Raw genomic sequence first — 16825 nt, 5'->3', positions numbered from 1 at the left:
AACCCCTTCGGACCCGAACCGCCCAGCGCGATTCGGGTCCGAAGGGGTTCGTCATTCGTCGATCGAGGTGCCTACCCGCCGATTCAGGGCAGCAGGTACAGGCGTTCGTTGGGTAACCTGGGCAGCCCGGCGCAGTGTCCGGACGCGACCGAGACGGTGCACGGACGACACCCGGCCGCCATGTCCTGGACGAAGACGAGCGCGGCCGTGAGACAGGCGGCGAATTCCATCCTGATGGTGGCGAACTGGACCATCAGGCGGATGTCGGGCTCCTCCGGCAGCGGTGATCGCTTCCCGGGCTTCATGGGGTCCTGGCCTGCTGCTTCATCGTTCCTCGCTCGGATCGGGGACAAAATGGCCGTGCCCCGGCGGGCCTGTTCGGTTCGCCGGGGCACAGTCGTTGCCTGAACGGGTGTTTCAGGCGGTCTCGAAGGTGGCGGCCAGTCCCTGGCCGCCGCCGATGCACATGGTCGCCAGACCGCGACCGCCACCGCGGCGGCGCAACTCGTGCAGCAGGGTGGTCACCATGCGCACGCCGGTGGCGCCGATCGGATGGCCCAGCGAGATGCCGGAACCGTTGACGTTGAGCTTGTCGTGCTCGCGCCAGCCCCAGCCCTCCAGCACCGCCAGCACCTGCACCGCGAACGCCTCGTTGACCTCGACGAGGTCCATCGAGTCCAGCAGCGCCGTGGTTTCGGTGCCCAGGCGTGCGGCGAGTTTCGCGACGGCGGGCACCGGGCCGATGCCCATGCGCGAGGGCTCGCACCCCGCGGCGGCCCAGCCGGTGAGGAACCCGATCGGCTCCAGGCCGAGGGCGTCGAGCTGGTCCTCGGCGACGACGAGCAGCCCGGCGGCGGCGTCGTTCTGCTGGCTGGAGTTGCCCGCGGTGACGGTGCCGCCGGGGGTGATGGTGCGCAGCTTCGCCAGGGTCTGCGGAGTGGACTCCGGCCGGATGCCCTCGTCGGTGGCGAAGACGATCGGATCGCCCTTGCGCTGGGGCACGGTCACCGGCACCACCTCGTCGGCGAAGCGGCCCTCGGCCCACGCCGCGGCGGCCCGCTGGTGACTGCGTGCGGCGAAGGCGTCGGCCTCCTCGCGCATCAGTCCGTAGTCCTGGGCCAGGTTCTCGGCGGTCTCGATCATCCCGGAGATCTTGCCGAAGCGGGCCTCCGGCTGGGACCGCTCTCGGCCCCGGTCGAGCCGATCGAACAGCTGCACGGTGCCTGCCCGCGCGCCCCAGCGCGCGGTGGTGGAGTAGTACTCGATGCGGCTCATCGACTCCACGCCGCCGGCCAGCACCACGTCGGCCGCGCCGGTCTGCACCATCATCGCCGAGGTGGCCAGGGCCTGCAGGCCACCACCGCAGCGGCGGTCGAGCTGCATGCCGGGCACGGTGATCGGCAAACCGGCGTGCAGGGCCAGCCAGCGGCCCACGCACGGCACCTCGGAGTTGGCGTAGGACTGGGCGAACACGACGTCGTCGATGCGTTCGGGGTCGATGCCCGAACGCTCGACAACGGCCCGCACGACCGTGGCGCCCAGGTCCTCGACCGGGACGTCACGCAGCGAGCCGCCGAAGGTGCCGACGGGAGTGCGGGTGGGCGCGACGATCGCGGCCCTGCGCAGGGTTGACATCCGAATGGCTCCGATCAGATCGCGTTGCGCGCGATCAACTGTGCGGCGATGACATTGCGCTGGATCTCGTTGGTGCCCTCACCGACGATCATCAGCGGCGCGTCACGGAAGTACCGTTCCACGTCGTATTCCTTGGAGTAGCCGTAGCCGCCGTGCACCCGGATCGCGTCGAGCGCGATCTGCATCGCGGTCTCGGAGGCGAACAGCTTGGCCATGCCCGCCTCCATGTCGGCCCGCTCCCCCGCGTCCAGCTTCTGCGCCGCGTCGAGGGTCAGCAGACGGGCGGCGCGCTGCTTGGTCGCCATGTCGGCGAGGAGGTTTCCGACGGACTGGTGCTTCCAGATCGGCTTGCCGAAGGACTGGCGTTCCTGCGCGTAGCGCACGGCGGCGTCCAGCGCGGCCTGGCCGACGCCCAGCGCGCGCGAGGCCACCTGGATGCGCCCGACCTCGAGTCCGCGCATCATGTGCGACCAGCCCTGGTTCGGCACGCCACCGAGGATCGCGTCGTCGCCGACCTTGCGACCGTCGAACACCAGCTCGCAGGCCTCGACACCGCGGTAGCCGAGCTTGGGCAGCTTCTTGGAGATGATCATCCCGTCACCGGGTTCGACCAGGATCACGCTCATGCCCTTGTGCGCGGGCTTCGCGTCCTTGTCGGTGATGCAGAGCAACCCGATCAGGCCGGAGTGCGCGGCGTTGGAGATCCAGGTCTTGGAGCCCGAGATCGACCACTGGTCACCGTCGCGCACCGCGACGGTGCGCATGGCCTGCAGGTCGCTGCCGCCGCCGGGCTCGGTGAGCGCCATCGTGGCGCGGATCGCGCCCTCGGCCATCTTCGGCAGGTACTTCTGCTTCTGCTCGTCGGTGCCGAACGTCCGGATCAGGTAGGTGATCACCGAGTGACCACCGATCGCGCCCGCCAGGCTCATCCAGCCACGGGCCAGCTGCTCGGTGACGCCGGCGAAACAGGCGGTGCTCACGTCGACGCCGCCGTATTCGGCGGGCGCGAGCAGCCCGAAGAACCCGAGCTTCTTCATCTCCTCGATGAATTCCTCGGGATAGATGTCGTCCTCTTCGAATTCGCGTACCCGGTCCTTGACCCGTTGATCGACGAATTCCGCGACCAGGTCGACCATCTGCTGCTCGTCGGCCGTGAGACTCATGCCTACCTGCCACCTTCCCATTTGTTGTACATAAAATATTATATCACTGCCAGAACTCGCGGGACTCGAGCATTTCCACCGCCCGGTTCCCGCCGTGCTGGAAATGCTCCTCGGTGGCCTGCCTGGCCAGCGGGGCCGAGCGGGCGCGCAGCGCGGCGACGATCTCGCGGTGGTCGCGATCGGCGGTCTCCGACCAGTCGTCGTGCGTCTCGTAGAAGCCGTGCGGTCCCGCGCTGCCGAGCACCTTGAGCTCGGAGATCAGGCGGCGAGATCCCGAGGCGCGGTTGATCTCTCGATGGAACGCGAAGTTCAGCGCCTCCCGCTCCGCGCTGGCGCCGGACTCCCCCATCCGGCGCAGGATCAGGTCGAGCCGGTCCAGGGTGGCCGCCGAGATCCGGCTGGCCGCCCGCGCGGCGGCCAGCCCGGACACCACGCCGAGCAGCCAGTAGTGATCGCGCACGTCGTCGCGGCTCATCGGCGCCACATAGGCCCCGCGCCGCGGCGGCATGTCGACCACGCCCTCCACATCGAGGGCGATCAGCGCCTCGCGCACCGGCAGCTTGCTGATGTCGAGCGACTCGGCGATCTCACTCTGGTCGATCTTGTCGCCCGGGCGCAGCTCGCCGGCGAAGATCCGTCGCCGGATCTCCTGTGCCGCGGTGCTCTTCAGGCTCAGCGCGGGCCCGATGCGCGGGGCGCCGTCATACATCGGCGGACTCGGGCGCGAACTCGGCGCGGAGCGCGGCGGTGTCGGCGCCGAGCGCCGGGACCGATCCGTGCACGGCGGGCCAGCCGAGCGCGGTGCCCGGCGGCAGCAGGGCAGGCACCGGGCCCGAGGGGGTGCCGATCTCCCGCCAGCGCCCGCGGTCGCGCAGTTGCGGGTGCTCGGCGAGTTCACGCACACCGTTGAGCCGGGCATTGCCGATGCCCGCCGCGTCGGCGGCGGCCTGGATCTCGGCGAGGGTGCGCTCGGCGCACCACTTCCCCACCGCCACATCGAGTTCCGCGCGGCAGGCGACGCGGTCGTCGTTGTGCGCGTAGCGCGCGTCCGCCGCGAGATCGGGGCGGTTCATCAGCTCGGTGAGCCTGCGCCACTCGCGATCGCTGGTCGTGCCGAGCACGGCGACCTGCCCGTCCGCGGTCGGATACGACCCGTAGGGCGCGATCATCGGCGAACCCATGCCCACCGGCACGGGTTCGGTTCCGGTGTGCAGGAATTGGTTGAGCGCGAAGCCCATCATCTCCGACACCACGTCGAGCATGGCGACCGGCACGATCGCGCCGTGCCCGGTGCGTTCGCGGTCGTAGAGCGCGGCCAGCACCGCCGAGTACGAGTACAGCGCGGTACCGATGTCGGCCACCGGGATGCCGGGCTTCGCCGGATGGTCCGGGGTGCCGGTGATCGCGCACGAACCGGCCTCGGCCTGGATCAGCAGGTCGTAGGCGCGCTTGTGGTCGAGGGGACCGCCGCGGCCGTAGCCGGAGATGTCGACGATGATCAGCCGGGGGTAGCGGCGCGCGAGCTCGTCGACGCCGAGCCCGAGGCGGTCCAGCGCGCCCGGGCCGAGATTGCTGACCAGCACGTCCGCGGTCTCGAGCATGCGCTCGAGCAAGGTGAGGTCCGCGGACTCACGCAGGTCGAGCGCCGCGGATTCCTTGCCGTGGTTGAGCCAGGTGAAGTGGGCCGACAGCCCACCGACCACGGTGTCGTAGTGCCGGGTCGAGTCGCCGTAGCCGGGCTGCTCGACCTTGATCACCCTGGCGCCGAGATCGGCCAGATGACGGGTGCACAGCGGGGCGGCGATCGCCTGTTCCAGGCCGATCACCGTCACCCCGGCCAGCGGGCCGTGCGCGCGTTCGGTGCTCATGCGAATTTCGGCTCCCGCTTCTCCCGGTGCGAGCCGACGCCCTCGGCGACATCGGGGCCGCCGAAGTGGTAGAACTCCAGCCCCAGCGACGCGTCGAAGATCGGCATCGCCTGGCGATACCAGCCGTTGAGCGCCATCTTGGTGCCCTGGATGCCCGCCCGCGAACCGGCGGCCAGCTTCTGCGCGATCGCCATCGCCCGGTCCTGGACCTGGTCGTCGTCGACACACAGCGAGACCATGCCGATGCGCTCGGCCTCCTCGCCGGTCAGCACCTCGTTGGTGAGCAGGTGGTACTTGGCCTTGGCCATCGAGGTGAGCAGCGGCCAGCAGATGGCCGCGTGGTCGCCTGCCGCCACACCGAGGCGGACGTGCCCGTCCACGATCTTGGCCCGGCGGCCCGCCACCGAGATGTCGGCCAGCAACGCCGCCACCAGGCCAGCGCCCGCGGCCGGGCCGTTGATCGCGGAGATGATCGGCTGCGGCACCTCGATGATGTTGCGCACCAGATCCCGCGCCTCGCGCATGACCCTGGTGCGCGCGGCGTAGTCGCCGATCATGTCCTCGACCAGGTCGAAGCTGCCGCCCGCGGAGAACGCCCGCTCGCCGGCACCCCGGATGAGCACCGCACGCACGCTCTCGTCGAGCGCGATCACCGGCCAGACATCGGCCAGATGCCGATGTGCCTCGGCTCCGACCGAATTCAGGTTCGGACCGTCCAGGACGATGCGCAGCACGCCCTCGGACGGGCGGTCGATCGTCAATGCCGAGAAGTCCTCGTAGCCGGGCACGTGTCGTCCTTTCATTCGCTGACCGACACCGCGTCGGCGCCGGTGGGGGTCGCGGTCCTCGCCCACCGCGCGAGGAGCTCGTCGAGGTCGCCGATCCCGGCGGGCGGCACCGACGGCGGCCGGGCGGGTGTCCGGTCGAACCGTGGCGCGGGCGCCGGATGCAGCACACCCGAAACCCGTTCGAACACGCCACGTTCGACATTGTGCGGGTCCTCGGCGGCCTCGTCGAAGGTGAGCACCGGCGACACGCAGGCGTCGGTGCCCTGATAGACCTGCCACCACTCGTCACGGGTGCGCCGCGCCACCGCGTCGGCGATGAGCTCGCGCAGGCGCGGCCACTCGGCCCGGTCGTCCTGGCCTGGCCAGTCGGTGGTGTCGACCCCGAGCCGGTCGAGGAACTGCCGGTAGAAGTCGGGCTCGAGCGCGCCCACCGCCAGGTAGCGGCCGTCGGCGCACCGGTAGGTGTCGTAGAACGGGGCGCCCGAGTCGAGGAAGTTCGTCCCCGGTTCGTCGGAATACAGCCCGGCCGCGCGCAGGCCCTGCAACTTCGCGGTGAGCACCGCGACACCGTCGACCATGGCCGCGTCGATCACCTGGCCCCGGCCGGTGCGCCCGGCTTCGACCAGCGCGCAGGCGATTCCGAAGGCGCCGATCGCGCCGCCGCCCGCGTAGTCGCCGAGCAGGTTGATCGGCGGCCGCGGCGCGCCGCCCGCGGAGGCGAGCGCGTGCAGGGCGCCGGACTGGGCGACGTAGTTGATGTCGTGTCCGGCGTCCAGCGCCCGCGGCCCGCGCTGGCCGTAGCCGGTGAGCCGGACGTAGACCAGGCGGGGATTGCGCGCGGTGACCTCGTCCGGACCCAGCCCCAACCGCTCGGTGACACCGGGGCGATAGCCCTCGATGAACACCTCGGCCGATTCGGCCAGCCGCAGCACGGCCGCGCGGCCCGCCGGGTCCTTCAGATCCACCGCCACCGACCCGACACCGCGATTGACCACATCGGTCTCCTCGGTCAGGCCGACGGTCTGGCTCAGTTCCCGCGCCGAGCGGTGCGGCGGCCGCACCACCCGGACGACGTCGGCGCCCATGTCGGCCAGCAACATCGAGACATAGGGCACCGGCCCCATGCCCGCCAGCACGACCACGCGCACGCCCGCCAATGGTCCCGTCATGTGTGCGAATCCCTCTCAGTAGGACCGGGGTAGGCCGAGCACCTGCTGGGAGATGTAGTTGCGCACCATCTCCTGCGAGAACGGCGCGTTGCGCAGCAGTCGCACCTCCCGCCACAGCCGCTCGATGTGGTACTCCTTCGCGTAGGCGTAGCCGCCCAGCGTCGAGAACGCGCGGTCGCAGGCCTCGAAACCGGCTTCGGCGCCGAGGTACTTGGCGGCGGCCGCTTCCGGACCGCACGGCAGCCCCGCGTCGAACAGTTCCGCGGCCCGCATGACCATGCCCTCGGCGGCCTCCAGCCGGATCCAGGAGTCGGCCAGCGGATGCGCGACGGCCTGGTTCTGGCCGATCGGACGGTCGAACACCACCCGGTTCTTGGCGTATTCGGCGCCGATCTCGAGCGCGGCGCGGCCCAGGCCGATGCCCTCCATGCCGACCACGATCCGCTCGGGATTCAAACCGTCGAGCAGGTAGTAGAAGCCCTTGTCGACCTCGCCGACGAGCCGGTCGTCGGCCACCTCGAGGTTGTCGATGAACAGCTCGTTGGTGTCGATCGCGGCGCGGCCGAGCTTGTCGATCTCGCGCACGGTGACCCGGCTGCGATCCATGTCGGCCAGGAACAGCGACATGCCCCACAGCGGCTTGTCCTCGCGGCGCGGCGAGGTGCGCGCCAGCAGCAGGATCTTGTGCGCGTTCTGAGCGTTGGTGATGAACACCTTCTGCCCGTTGATCACCCAGCCGCCGTCGACCTTGGTGGCCTTGGTCTTGATCCGCGACGTGTCCACGCCCGCGGTGGGTTCGGTGACGCCGAAGGCCATCAGCAGGTCACCCGAGGCGAGCTGCGGCAGGTACTCGCGCTTCATCGCCTCCGAGCCGTACTTCACGATCGGGGCGGGCGGGAAGGCGTAGAAGTGGATCGCCGAGCCACCGCTCATGCCCGCGCCGGAGGCCGAGATCTCGCCCAGCATCACGGCGGCTTCCTTGAGCCCGAGGCCGATGCCTCCGTACTCCTCGGGGATCATCGCGCCGAGCCAGCCACCCGCGGCGAAGGCCTTCACGAACTCCCAGGGGTATTCGTGCTTGTTGTCCTTCTCCAACCAGTAGTTGTTGTCGAACTTGCGGGCGAGCTCACGCGTCGCCTGACGGACGACTTCGACGTTGTCGTCGGTGCCGGTAGCGGCGGTCATGTACTACTCCTGTTCGTCGCCCGCGGACACGGGGATCGCTTCGAGAGGGGTGGCGGGGTCGAGGGAGGACATGTCTCCGGTCGGCGCCCCGAGGTACCGGGCCCGAATGGCCCGGCGCATGATCTTTCCGTTCTTGGTCTTGGGCAGCGTCGCCACGACGACGACCGCCGGGGCGAACGAGCGCCCGGCGTTGCCGGTCGCGGTGTCCTGCAGGTCTTCCGGGGTCTCCCCCGCGGCCCGCAGCACCGCGAAGGCCACCGCGCGCTGTCCGCGCAGTTCGTCGGGGACGCCGATCACGGCGACCTCGGCGATCCGGCCGTCACGCAGCAGCGCGGCTTCGATCTCGGCGGGCCCGACCCGGCGGCCGGACAGTTTGATGGTGTCGTCGGAGCGGCCGTGGATGCGCCACATCCCCGTGTCGTCGACGCTGGCCAGGTCGCCGTGCACCCAGACCCCGTCCCACTGGTTCCAGTAGGTCTCGAGGTAGCGGTCGCGGTCCTGCCAGAACGCGTGGGTCATGCCGGGGAAGGTGTTGCGCACCACCAGTTCGCCGATGTCACCGGCGACCGGTGTGCCGTCCTCACCGAACACCGCCGCGTCGACGCCCGGCAGCGCGCCGGTGAACGCGGCCGCCTCGGCGGGCAGGAACGGATAGCCGATCAGGATGCCGCCGCCGACCTCGGTGCCGCCGCTGTAGTTGACGATCGGGCGCCGCTTGCCGCCGATCTCCTCGAACAGCCACCACCAGGTGGGCTCGTCCCACGCCTCGCCGGTGGAGACGAAGGTGCGCAGGCTGGGCATCTCGGGCGCGACGGTGCCCGCTGCCTTGAGTGCCCGCGCCGCGGTGGGCGCGATGCCGGCGACGGTGACGCCGTTGCGCTCGACGATCTCCCACATCCGGTTCGCGGTCGGGTGCGTCGGCAGGCCCTCGATCATCACGATGGTGGCGCCGAGCTGCAGCGGTCCGGTCATCAGCATGGGGCCGACGAGCCAGCCCAGATCGGTGATCCAGGAGACCACGTCCCCGGCGTGCACATCGAAGCCGTAGGCGAAGTCGACCGCGGTCTTCACGGCGAAACCGCCGTGCGAGTGGACGATGCCCTTGGGACGGCCGGTGGTGCCGGAGGTGTAGACGATCGTCAGCGGATCGTTGGCCTCGGTGTCGGCGGTGGGCACCGGCGCGGGATCGGCGTCGAGCTCGTCGTAGTAGACATCGCGGCCCGACCGCATCGGCACCTCGGTGCCCAGGTGCCGGACGACCACCACCGAGCGGACCGTCGGAGCCGACTCCAGCGCCGCGTCCGCGGTGGCTTTGAGCTCGACCCGCTTGCCGCGCCGGGTCGTGCCGTCGGCGGTCACCAGCAGCACCGCCTCCGAATCCTGCAGGCGGGTGGCGAGCGCGTCGGGGGCATACCCGCTGAACGTGGGCACCGAGACAGCGCCGATCATGGCGACGGCCAGGAACGCCACCGCCGCTTCGGGCACCACCGGCATGAACAGCACCACCCGGTCGCCGCGCCGCACACCCAGCGCGGTGAGGTTGGCGGCGAAGCGCCGGACCTCGGCGTCGAGCTCGGCGAACGTCAGCGTCCGGCGCAGGCCCTCGTCGCCCTCGTAGACGACGGCGGTCCGGTCCGCGGCCGCACCTTCTGCGTGCCGGTGCGCCGTGAGCTGGGCGATATTGATCCGCCCGCCCGGGAACCAGCGCGGGAACGGCTTGCCGTCCGTGTCGTCGAGCACCCGCTCGAACGGCGCGGTGAAGTCGACCCCGAGGTCGGCCACCGCGGCCCGCCAGAACCATTCGGGATCCTCGATCGCGCGCTGGTTCAGCTCGGCCACCGCGGCGGCGTCGGCGCCCAGCTCCCAGGCGCGCATCGCCGCGAGCAGCCTGCTGCGCTCACGTATCCGCTCGTCCGGAACCCACGCGGGCCCGGCGACGGACGCAACGTCCACCATGACGTGTCCTCCTCGTTGATGGTGCGTCGGCGGGGGTCAGGCCTGCTCGGCCGGGCGCTTCATCATCAGGCCCACCCGCAGCGCGTCACAGACGATCTCGTCGCGCTGGTTGATGCCCAGATGGCGGAACGTCACGATTCCGGAATCGTTGCGGCTCTTGGATTCCCGGCGCGCCTCGATCTCGGTCCGCACATGGATGGTGTCGCCGTGGAAGACCGGCTTGGGGAACTTGATCTGCTCGAAGCCCAGGTTGCCCAGGGTGGTGCCCTGCGTGGTCTCCGGGACGGTGATGCCCGAGACCAGACCGAGGATGAACAGGCTGTTCACCAGACGCTGCCCGTAGATGGAGTTCTTGCTGTACTCGGCGTCGAGGTGCAGTGGCGCCAGGTTCAGCGTCATGACGCTGAAGAAGGTGTTGTCGGCCTCGGTGACCGTGCGGCGGGTCGGGTGATCGATGACCAACCCGGGTTCGAGCTCCTCGAAGTACAGGCCCGGCATGTGCACATCCCTTCAAATATATTATGTACTGAGAACCGACGGAGTGATCGTAGCTCCCTCTCGCCGGTTATCGTATATTATATCATCATATATTATATCTAGATTCCGTGAGAAGGAGCCGAGAGTGTCCGAACTCAGTGCCGAGGACTTCGCGCCGATCCTGGCCCATGTCCGCACGTTCATCCGCACCAAGGTGGTGCCCCGCGAGCAGGAGATCCTCGACACCGACGCCATCCCGGACGACATCCGCCAGGCCGCGGCGGAGCTGGGCCTGTTCGGCTACGCCATCCCGCAGGAGTGGGGCGGGCTCGGCGTCGACCTCACCCAGGACGTCGAACTGGCGATGGAGTTCGGCTACACCTCGCTGTCGCTGCGCTCGCTGTTCGGCACGAACAACGGCATCGCCGGCCAGGTGCTGGTGAACTACGGCACCGACGAGCAGAAGAAGCAGTGGCTCGAGCGGATCGCCGCGGGCGAGGTGCTGGCCTCCTTCGCGCTCACCGAGCCCGGCGCCGGGTCCAACCCGGCCGGATTGCGCACGCGCGCACGGCGTGACGGTGACGACTGGGTCATCGACGGCCAGAAGCGCTTCATCACCAACGCCCCGCTCGCGGATCTGTTCGTCACCTTCGCCCGCACCGCCGAGCCCGGCCCGGACGGCCCCGGCATCGCGGTCTTCCTGGTGCCCGCCGACACGCCGGGCGTGCTCGTCGGCCCCAAGGACAAGAAGATGGGCCAGGAGGGCGCCTGGACCGCCGATGTCACCTTCACCGATGTCCGGGTGCCCGCCGACGCGCTCGTCGGCGGCGCGGAGGACGTCGGCTACAAGGCGGCGATGGCCTCGCTCTCACGCGGTCGCGTGCACATCGCCGCGCTGGCCGTCGGCACCGCGCAGCGCGCGCTCGACGAATCGGTCGCCTACGCTGCGACCGTGACCCAGGGCGGCACCCCGATCGGCGACTTCCAGCTGGTCCAGGCCATGCTGGCCGACATGCAGACAGGCGTCATGGCCGGTCGCGCGCTGGTGCGCGACGCCGCGGCCAAGTACGTCTCCGGCGAGGATCGCCGGATCTCCCCCTCGGTGGCCAAGCTGTTCTGCACCGAGATGGTCGGCCGGGTCGCCGACAACGCCGTGCAGATCCACGGCGGCAGCGGCTACATGCGCGAGGTCACCGTCGAGCACATCTATCGCGACGTGCGGCTGCTGCGCCTCTACGAGGGCACCAGTGAGATCCAGCGCCTGATCATCGGCGGCGGGCTCGTGCGCGAAGCGAAGAAGCGCGCGTGAGGACGAGTACCGCCGTCGACCTGGCGACCCGGGTCCGCTCGGCCGCCACCCTGCTGTTCGTCCCCGCCGATCGTCCCGAACGCTTCGCCAAGGCCACCGCGGCGAACCCGGGTCTGGTCGTCCTCGATCTGGAGGACGCCGTCGCGCCCGAGGCCAAAGACGCCGCGCGCGACAACGCCGTCGCCTGGATCGCGGCGGGCAACGAATGCGCCGTCCGGATCAACGCGGCCGGAACCCGCTGGCACGACGACGATCTGGCGGCGCTGGCACCGTTGCACTGCGCGGTGATGCTGCCCAAGGCCGAGATCGGCGTTCTCCCGGCGGTTATCGCGACCCTCACCGCCGGGCGAGCCGACCGCGGAAGCGCCCACCCGGCCTCGCCGCTCGGCGAAATCGACACCCCCGCGCCGCTGATCGCCCTGATCGAAACCGCCGCGGGCGTTGTGCATGCCGCGGCCGTCGCGGCCACCGCCGGGGTGGACCGGCTCGCGATCGGCACCTTCGATCTCGCCGCCGAGATCGGTGTCGATCCCGCCGACCGCGACGCACTGGCGGGCACCCGGCACACGGTGGTCCTGGCGTCCGCCGCGGCCGGGCTGCCCGGTCCGATCGACGGCGTCACCGGGGTGGTCGACGACGCCGACCTCGTCCACGACGACGCCGGCTACGGCCGCCGTCTCGGCTTCGCGGGCAAGCTCTGCATCCATCCGCGCCAGCTCGAACCGGTCACGACCGCGTTCCGGCCCACCGCGCACGAACAGGCTTGGGCGAGAAAGATTCTCGAAGCGACCACCGAGACCTCGGGGGTCGCCGTCGTCGACGGCACCATGGTCGACAAGCCCGTGGTCGACCGCGCCCGCCGCATCCTGGCGCAGCTCGACACCACCACCGACAGTAAGGAACTGCCATGACCGGACCACTGCTCGCCGACAAGACCGCCGTCGTCACCGGTGCCGCCCAGGGGATCGGCTACGCCATCGCCGAGCGGTTCATCGCCGAGGGCGCCCGCGTCGTCGTCGGTGACATCGACGGCGCCGCGGCCGAGGCTGCCGCCGAGAAGCTGGGCGGCGCGGCCGTGGCGCGGGGCGTGCGCTGCGACGTCACCAGCGCCGCGGACGTCCAGGCGCTGCTCGACGCCGCGGCGGAGTCCTTCTCCCCTGTCGACGTGATGATCAACAACGCGGGCATCACCCGCGACGCGACCATGCGCAAGATGACCGAGGACGACTTCGACCAGGTCATCAACGTGCACCTCAAAGGCACCTGGAACGGCACCCGGCTGGCGGGCGCGGTGATGCGCGAACGCGGCAGCGGCGCCATCGTCAACATGTCCTCGCTCTCGGGCAAGATCGGCCTGCCCGGCCAGACCAACTACTCCGCGGCCAAGGCGGGCATCGTCGGCCTGTCCAAGGCCGCCGCGAAGGAGCTCGCGCACCTGGGTGTCCGGGTCAACGCGATCCAGCCCGGGCTGATCCGCACGGCGATGACCGAGGCCATGCCGCAGAAGGTGTGGGACCAGAAGATGGGCGAGATCCCGCTGGGCCGCGCCGGCGAGGTCGACGAGATCGCCTCGGTGGCACTGTTTCTCGCCTCGGACCTGTCCTCGTACATGACCGGCACCGTGCTCGAGGTGACCGGCGGGCGGTTCATGTGACCGAGTCCGCCTGGGAACCGCACCTCGAGACCAGCACCGAACTCCTCGACCCGGCCCCCGTCGCCGCGCTCGCCGCGCTGCTCGACGACGGACTGCCCACCCCGGAGCCGGGCGACCCGCTCCCGCCGCTGTGGCACTGGGTCGCCCTGCCGCGCTGGGCCGCCTCGGGCGTCCTCGGCGCCGACGGGCACCCGCGCCGCGGCTCGTTCCTGCCGCCGGTCGCCCTGCCACGGCGGATGTTCGCCGGTGGTGAGATCCGTTTCCACGCACCGCTTCTCGTCGGCGGCAGGGTCCGGCGCGAGGCGGAGGTGGTCTCGGTGACCGAGAAGAACGGCCGCTCGGGCGCGCTGGTCGTGGTCGACGTCCAGATCCGGTTGTTCGACCACACCGGCGCCCTCGCGATCGAGGAGTCGCAGAACCTGATCTACCGCGAGGCGGCACCGCCGCCCGCCGAGCCCGCCGCCGTTCCGGCCGCGGACGTCGTTCCCGGGGCGCCGCTGCACCGGACCGCGGACGACGCCTGGGAGCTGCGGACAGATCCGTCGCTGCTGGCCCGGTTCTCCGCGGCCACCGCGAATGCCCATCGCATCCACTACGACTGGCCCTACGCCACCGGCGTGGAGGGCTATCCGGGACTCGTCGTGCACGGCCCCCTCCAGGCCATCGCGCTGGCCGAGGTCCATCGGCTGCGGGGTGGGGCACCGGTGCGCGAGCTCCGGCACCGGGGCCGGGCGCCGCTGTTCTGCGGTCAGCCCGCGCGGCTGCTCGCCACCACCGTGCCGGACGGCGTTGCGCTCGAATTGTTCGGTCCCGGTGGCGAATCCGCCGGACCGAACGCCACCGTCGACCTCACCGTCCATCAGGAGATCTCGTGACCCGCGTCTTCCGCACGCTCGACGATGTTCGCGCCGCGATCGGCGCACCGATCGGCCCGAGCACGCCGTTTCTCGTCGACCAGACCAGGATCGCCGCCTTCGCCGCCGTGACCGACGACGAGCAGTGGATCCATGTCGACCCCGAGCGCGCCGCCGACGGGCCCTACGGCGGCACCATCGCGCACGGCTACCTCACGCTGTCGCTGGTCTCGCACTTCCGGCCCGAACTGCTGGACTTCGCCTTCGGCGCGGCCCGGGTCAACTACGGCGTCAACAAGGTTCGCTTCCCGGCACCGCTGCGCGCGGGGTCGCAACTGCGCGCCACCGTCACGATCACCGACGTCACCGAGTCCCCGGCCGGGGCGCTGGTGACCGCGAAGTACGTGCTCGACGGCGGCGAGGCCAAACCGGCCTGTGTCGCCGAGACGGTCGTGCTGATCGTCGACTGACCCACACATACGAAGAACGGGGGGTGGCCGCGGCCACCCCCCGTTTCGCTGTCGGTCCCTACGCGTTGGCCGACAACGCGTCCGCCAAGGCGATGACACCCTCCGCGGTCTTCGCGTGGGCGAGATCGATGTGCTGGCCCTCGAAGTCCACCGCGGAGCTACCGGCGGCCTCGGCCTCCTTGTATGCCTCGATCATGCGCCGGTAGAAGTCGACCGTCTCCGGCGACGGGGAGAACACCTCGTTGGCGATCGCCACGTGCGACGGGTGGATGGCCACCAGTCCGCGGTAACCCAGCTGGCGGTTGTCCAGGCAGAAGCGCCGCGCGCCGTCGAGATCCTTGATGTCCTGCCACACGCCCGCGACCGGGTGGTGCAGCCCGTTCGAGCGCGCCGCCAGGATGATCCGGCTGCGCAGGTACAGCGTCTCGAGCCCACCGGGGGTGAACTCGAAGCCGAGTTCCCGGCCGACATCGGCGTTCGGGCCGGTGGCGCCGAGCAGCGAGGCGACCCGCGGGCTGGCCGCCGCGATCTCCTCGCAGTGCGCCATCGACGTCGCGGTCTCGTAGGAGACGATCAGCCGCACCGTGCCGACCTCGATGCCCTCGCGCTGCTCGATGTGGCCGAGCACCGCGTCCAGGCGGACGATCTCGTCGGCGGTGAAGACCTTGGCCAGGAACAGGCCGGCCAGGCCGGGCCGCACGACGGCCTCGAGGTCGCCGCCGAGCAGGCCGCTCACCTCCGGATTGGCCCTGACCCACAGGTCGGGGCGCACACCGACGCCGGTGAGACGGTCGATCGTGGCCGCGACCGTCGCCCTCGCCTCGATCTTCTCGGCGGCGGGGACCGAGTCCTCCAGGTCGAGGATGAGCGCGTCGGCACCGGAGGCGACGCCCTTGTCCGCCCAGGCGGCCTTGTGACCTGGGACGAAGAGCATCGAGCGGTACGGTTTCATCGGGGTGCCTCCCTTGGCGAGTGCAGTTTCAGATCCTTCCTGAATATAATATATGTAATATTCCCTCAAGCGAAGGGTTCGCCGCGAACGTCACTGCGTGGCCACGAACGCGTCGGGACCGTCGGAGAAGAGCAGACCGGTGTCGACGGACGGCGCCCCGGTACGCGACAGCGATCCGTCGGCCGCCATCGCGTAGGTGTGTACCCGCGAGGTGCCCTGAAGGGTGAGCGTGTCGATCAGGAACACCCGCTCCGACACCGAATCCACCAGCACCCGGCCCGGCAGCGTCCCCGCCGGCGCCGGGTATGGCGAACCGGGCAGCGGGCTCAGCGCGCCGTTGTCGGCGATCCGGAAACCGGCGACGTCACCGGCCATCGCCTCGGCGATGTACAGGCGCTTGCTGTCGGCGGTGAACATCGCACCGTGCGGCAGCGGCATCAGGCCGGTGCGGAAGGGTGACCCGGGAATCGGCGTCAGCCTGCCGTCGGCCCCGATCGCGTAGCCCGACATGCTGCCGTCGGCCTCGTTGCTGGTGTACAGGAAGCGGCCGTCCGGACTGACGCCGGGCAACGTCGACATCAACCCGGCCGGCACCGAGTCCACCTGCGTCAGCGCGCCGTTGGGGCCGATCGCGTAGCTGAAGACCGTCGCCTCGAGCCAGCCCGCGGTGAACAGGAACCTGCCGTCGGGCGTGATCGCCGGCATACTCAGCCCGCTGACCCCCGGAATCCGCACCGGCGCCGCCCCGGTGGGCACGAGCCCGCCCGAACCGGTGATCGCGTAGGAGCGGATCTCGTTCGTCGCCACGCCGGTGGTCACGAATACCGTTCGCCCGTCCGGCGACGCAAGCACGCCGACGCCGGGGCCACCCAGGTCGAGGTGGGCGTCGGCGATCGGGGTGAGCGTGCCGTCGGTGCCGAGGTGGAATCCCTCGACCGTCCCCGACACCGTGTTCGCCGTGTAGACCTTCCGCCCGTCCGGGGTGATCGTCACCGACAGCGCGCCGGTGCCGGAGGCGAACGGCGACCCCGCCACCTTCGACAGGGTGCCGAGGCGATCGAGACCGAGCACGCTGATGTTCGACGACCCGGCGCCGGTGATCACCAGGTACCGCGCACCCGAATCCGCCAGTGCGACCGCGGAATCCAGCCCGGCACCCGACCCGAGGGCGAGCACGACCGCCAGACCCGCGGCCCACCGCCGCGGACGAAAACGCTTGCTGCGGAACATCTGTACAACCTCCAGCCGCCGGACGGGCACCACTGCTCCCCCGGCCGAATAGAACGCGCGCGACATGCGCCGATGAACTGGAAAAGGGAGTGATTGCCTTGTGCCCCTTTCCCTT

General features: G+C 70.5%; 17 protein-coding genes. 5 read left to right on the top strand and 12 right to left on the bottom strand.

What is annotated here, in order from left to right:
* Nucleotides 1–83: 83 nt before the first annotated feature.
* From AB0H54_RS26275 to AB0H54_RS26230, 10 genes are all read right to left on the bottom strand, one after another.
* Nucleotides 84–305 (bottom strand): hypothetical protein, encoded by a 222-nt coding sequence (locus tag AB0H54_RS26275; RefSeq protein ID WP_357348708.1) that lies wholly within the window; start codon nucleotides 303–305, stop codon nucleotides 84–86.
* A 112-nt stretch (nucleotides 306–417) separates the two neighbouring features.
* Nucleotides 418–1635: an acetyl-CoA C-acetyltransferase gene (locus AB0H54_RS26270; protein ID WP_357348707.1), complete on the bottom strand. Its 1218-nt coding sequence runs from the start codon at nucleotides 1633–1635 to the stop codon at nucleotides 418–420.
* A 14-nt stretch (nucleotides 1636–1649) separates the two neighbouring features.
* Complete coding sequence (locus tag AB0H54_RS26265; RefSeq protein WP_357348705.1) at nucleotides 1650–2798, bottom strand: acyl-CoA dehydrogenase family protein; 1149 nt, start codon at nucleotides 2796–2798, stop codon at nucleotides 1650–1652.
* 43 nt (nucleotides 2799–2841) lie between these two features.
* The gene (locus AB0H54_RS26260; protein WP_357348704.1) at nucleotides 2842–3507 is read right to left on the bottom strand and encodes a GntR family transcriptional regulator; all 666 of its coding nucleotides are present in this window, start codon (nucleotides 3505–3507) and stop codon (nucleotides 2842–2844) included.
* Nucleotides 3500–4666 (bottom strand): CaiB/BaiF CoA-transferase family protein, encoded by a 1167-nt coding sequence (locus AB0H54_RS26255; protein WP_357348702.1) that lies wholly within the window; start codon nucleotides 4664–4666, stop codon nucleotides 3500–3502. Before AB0H54_RS26255 ends, AB0H54_RS26260 begins: the two co-directional genes overlap by 8 nt.
* Entirely contained in the window at nucleotides 4663–5454 is a 792-nt protein-coding gene (locus AB0H54_RS26250) for an enoyl-CoA hydratase/isomerase family protein (RefSeq protein WP_357349092.1), read from the bottom strand. The genes AB0H54_RS26255 and AB0H54_RS26250 overlap by 4 nt, the downstream gene beginning before the upstream one ends.
* Nucleotides 5455–5465: 11 nt before the next feature.
* Nucleotides 5466–6623, bottom strand: a complete 1158-nt coding sequence (locus tag AB0H54_RS26245) for a CaiB/BaiF CoA-transferase family protein (protein WP_357348700.1) — start codon at nucleotides 6621–6623, stop codon at nucleotides 5466–5468.
* A 15-nt stretch (nucleotides 6624–6638) separates the two neighbouring features.
* Nucleotides 6639–7808, bottom strand: coding sequence for an acyl-CoA dehydrogenase family protein (locus AB0H54_RS26240; RefSeq protein WP_357348698.1), 1170 nt, complete (start codon nucleotides 7806–7808; stop codon nucleotides 6639–6641).
* A gap of 3 nt (nucleotides 7809–7811) precedes the next feature.
* Nucleotides 7812–9764, bottom strand: coding sequence for an AMP-binding protein (locus tag AB0H54_RS26235; RefSeq protein WP_357348696.1), 1953 nt, complete (start codon nucleotides 9762–9764; stop codon nucleotides 7812–7814).
* Nucleotides 9765–9800: 36 nt separating this feature from the next.
* On the bottom strand, nucleotides 9801–10262 hold the full coding sequence (locus AB0H54_RS26230) for a MaoC family dehydratase (RefSeq protein WP_357348694.1): 462 nt from the start codon (nucleotides 10260–10262) through the stop codon (nucleotides 9801–9803).
* Nucleotides 10263–10386: 124 nt separating this feature from the next.
* On the opposite strand from AB0H54_RS26230, the gene AB0H54_RS26225 reads away from it, so the two are divergent.
* The 5 genes from AB0H54_RS26225 to AB0H54_RS26205 are packed head-to-tail and all read left to right on the top strand — an operon-like array spanning nucleotide 10387 to nucleotide 14528.
* Nucleotides 10387–11550 carry an acyl-CoA dehydrogenase family protein gene (locus AB0H54_RS26225; protein ID WP_357348692.1) on the top strand — a complete coding sequence of 388 codons (1164 nt, stop codon included), beginning with the start codon at nucleotides 10387–10389 and terminating at the stop codon, nucleotides 11548–11550.
* Nucleotides 11547–12461, top strand: coding sequence for a CoA ester lyase (locus tag AB0H54_RS26220; protein WP_357348690.1), 915 nt, complete (start codon nucleotides 11547–11549; stop codon nucleotides 12459–12461). Before AB0H54_RS26225 ends, AB0H54_RS26220 begins: the two co-directional genes overlap by 4 nt.
* Nucleotides 12458–13204: a 3-oxoacyl-ACP reductase FabG gene (gene fabG / locus AB0H54_RS26215; protein ID WP_357348688.1), complete on the top strand. Its 747-nt coding sequence runs from the start codon at nucleotides 12458–12460 to the stop codon at nucleotides 13202–13204. Before AB0H54_RS26220 ends, fabG begins: the two co-directional genes overlap by 4 nt.
* The gene (locus tag AB0H54_RS26210; protein ID WP_357348686.1) at nucleotides 13201–14079 is read left to right on the top strand and encodes a MaoC family dehydratase N-terminal domain-containing protein; all 879 of its coding nucleotides are present in this window, start codon (nucleotides 13201–13203) and stop codon (nucleotides 14077–14079) included. The genes fabG and AB0H54_RS26210 overlap by 4 nt, the downstream gene beginning before the upstream one ends.
* Nucleotides 14076–14528: a MaoC family dehydratase gene (locus tag AB0H54_RS26205; RefSeq protein WP_357348685.1), complete on the top strand. Its 453-nt coding sequence runs from the start codon at nucleotides 14076–14078 to the stop codon at nucleotides 14526–14528. Before AB0H54_RS26210 ends, AB0H54_RS26205 begins: the two co-directional genes overlap by 4 nt.
* Before the next feature lie 58 nt (nucleotides 14529–14586).
* Here the strand turns inward: AB0H54_RS26205 and AB0H54_RS26200 are convergent, their stop codons facing one another.
* Together AB0H54_RS26200 and AB0H54_RS26195 are read right to left on the bottom strand one after the other, a co-directional pair.
* Nucleotides 14587–15480 carry a CoA ester lyase gene (locus AB0H54_RS26200; protein ID WP_357348683.1) on the bottom strand — a complete coding sequence of 298 codons (894 nt, stop codon included), beginning with the start codon at nucleotides 15478–15480 and terminating at the stop codon, nucleotides 14587–14589.
* A gap of 90 nt (nucleotides 15481–15570) precedes the next feature.
* Entirely contained in the window at nucleotides 15571–16710 is a 1140-nt protein-coding gene (locus AB0H54_RS26195) for a beta-propeller fold lactonase family protein (protein ID WP_357348681.1), read from the bottom strand.
* Nucleotides 16711–16825 lie beyond the last annotated feature (115 nt).

The organism is Nocardia sp. NPDC050718 (genome assembly GCF_040654235.1).
In the GTDB taxonomy this organism is placed as follows: domain Bacteria; phylum Actinomycetota; class Actinomycetes; order Mycobacteriales; family Mycobacteriaceae; genus Nocardia.
The sequence above is the reverse complement of the archived record's forward strand: the minus strand, read 5'-3'. Positions and strand labels throughout refer to the sequence as shown.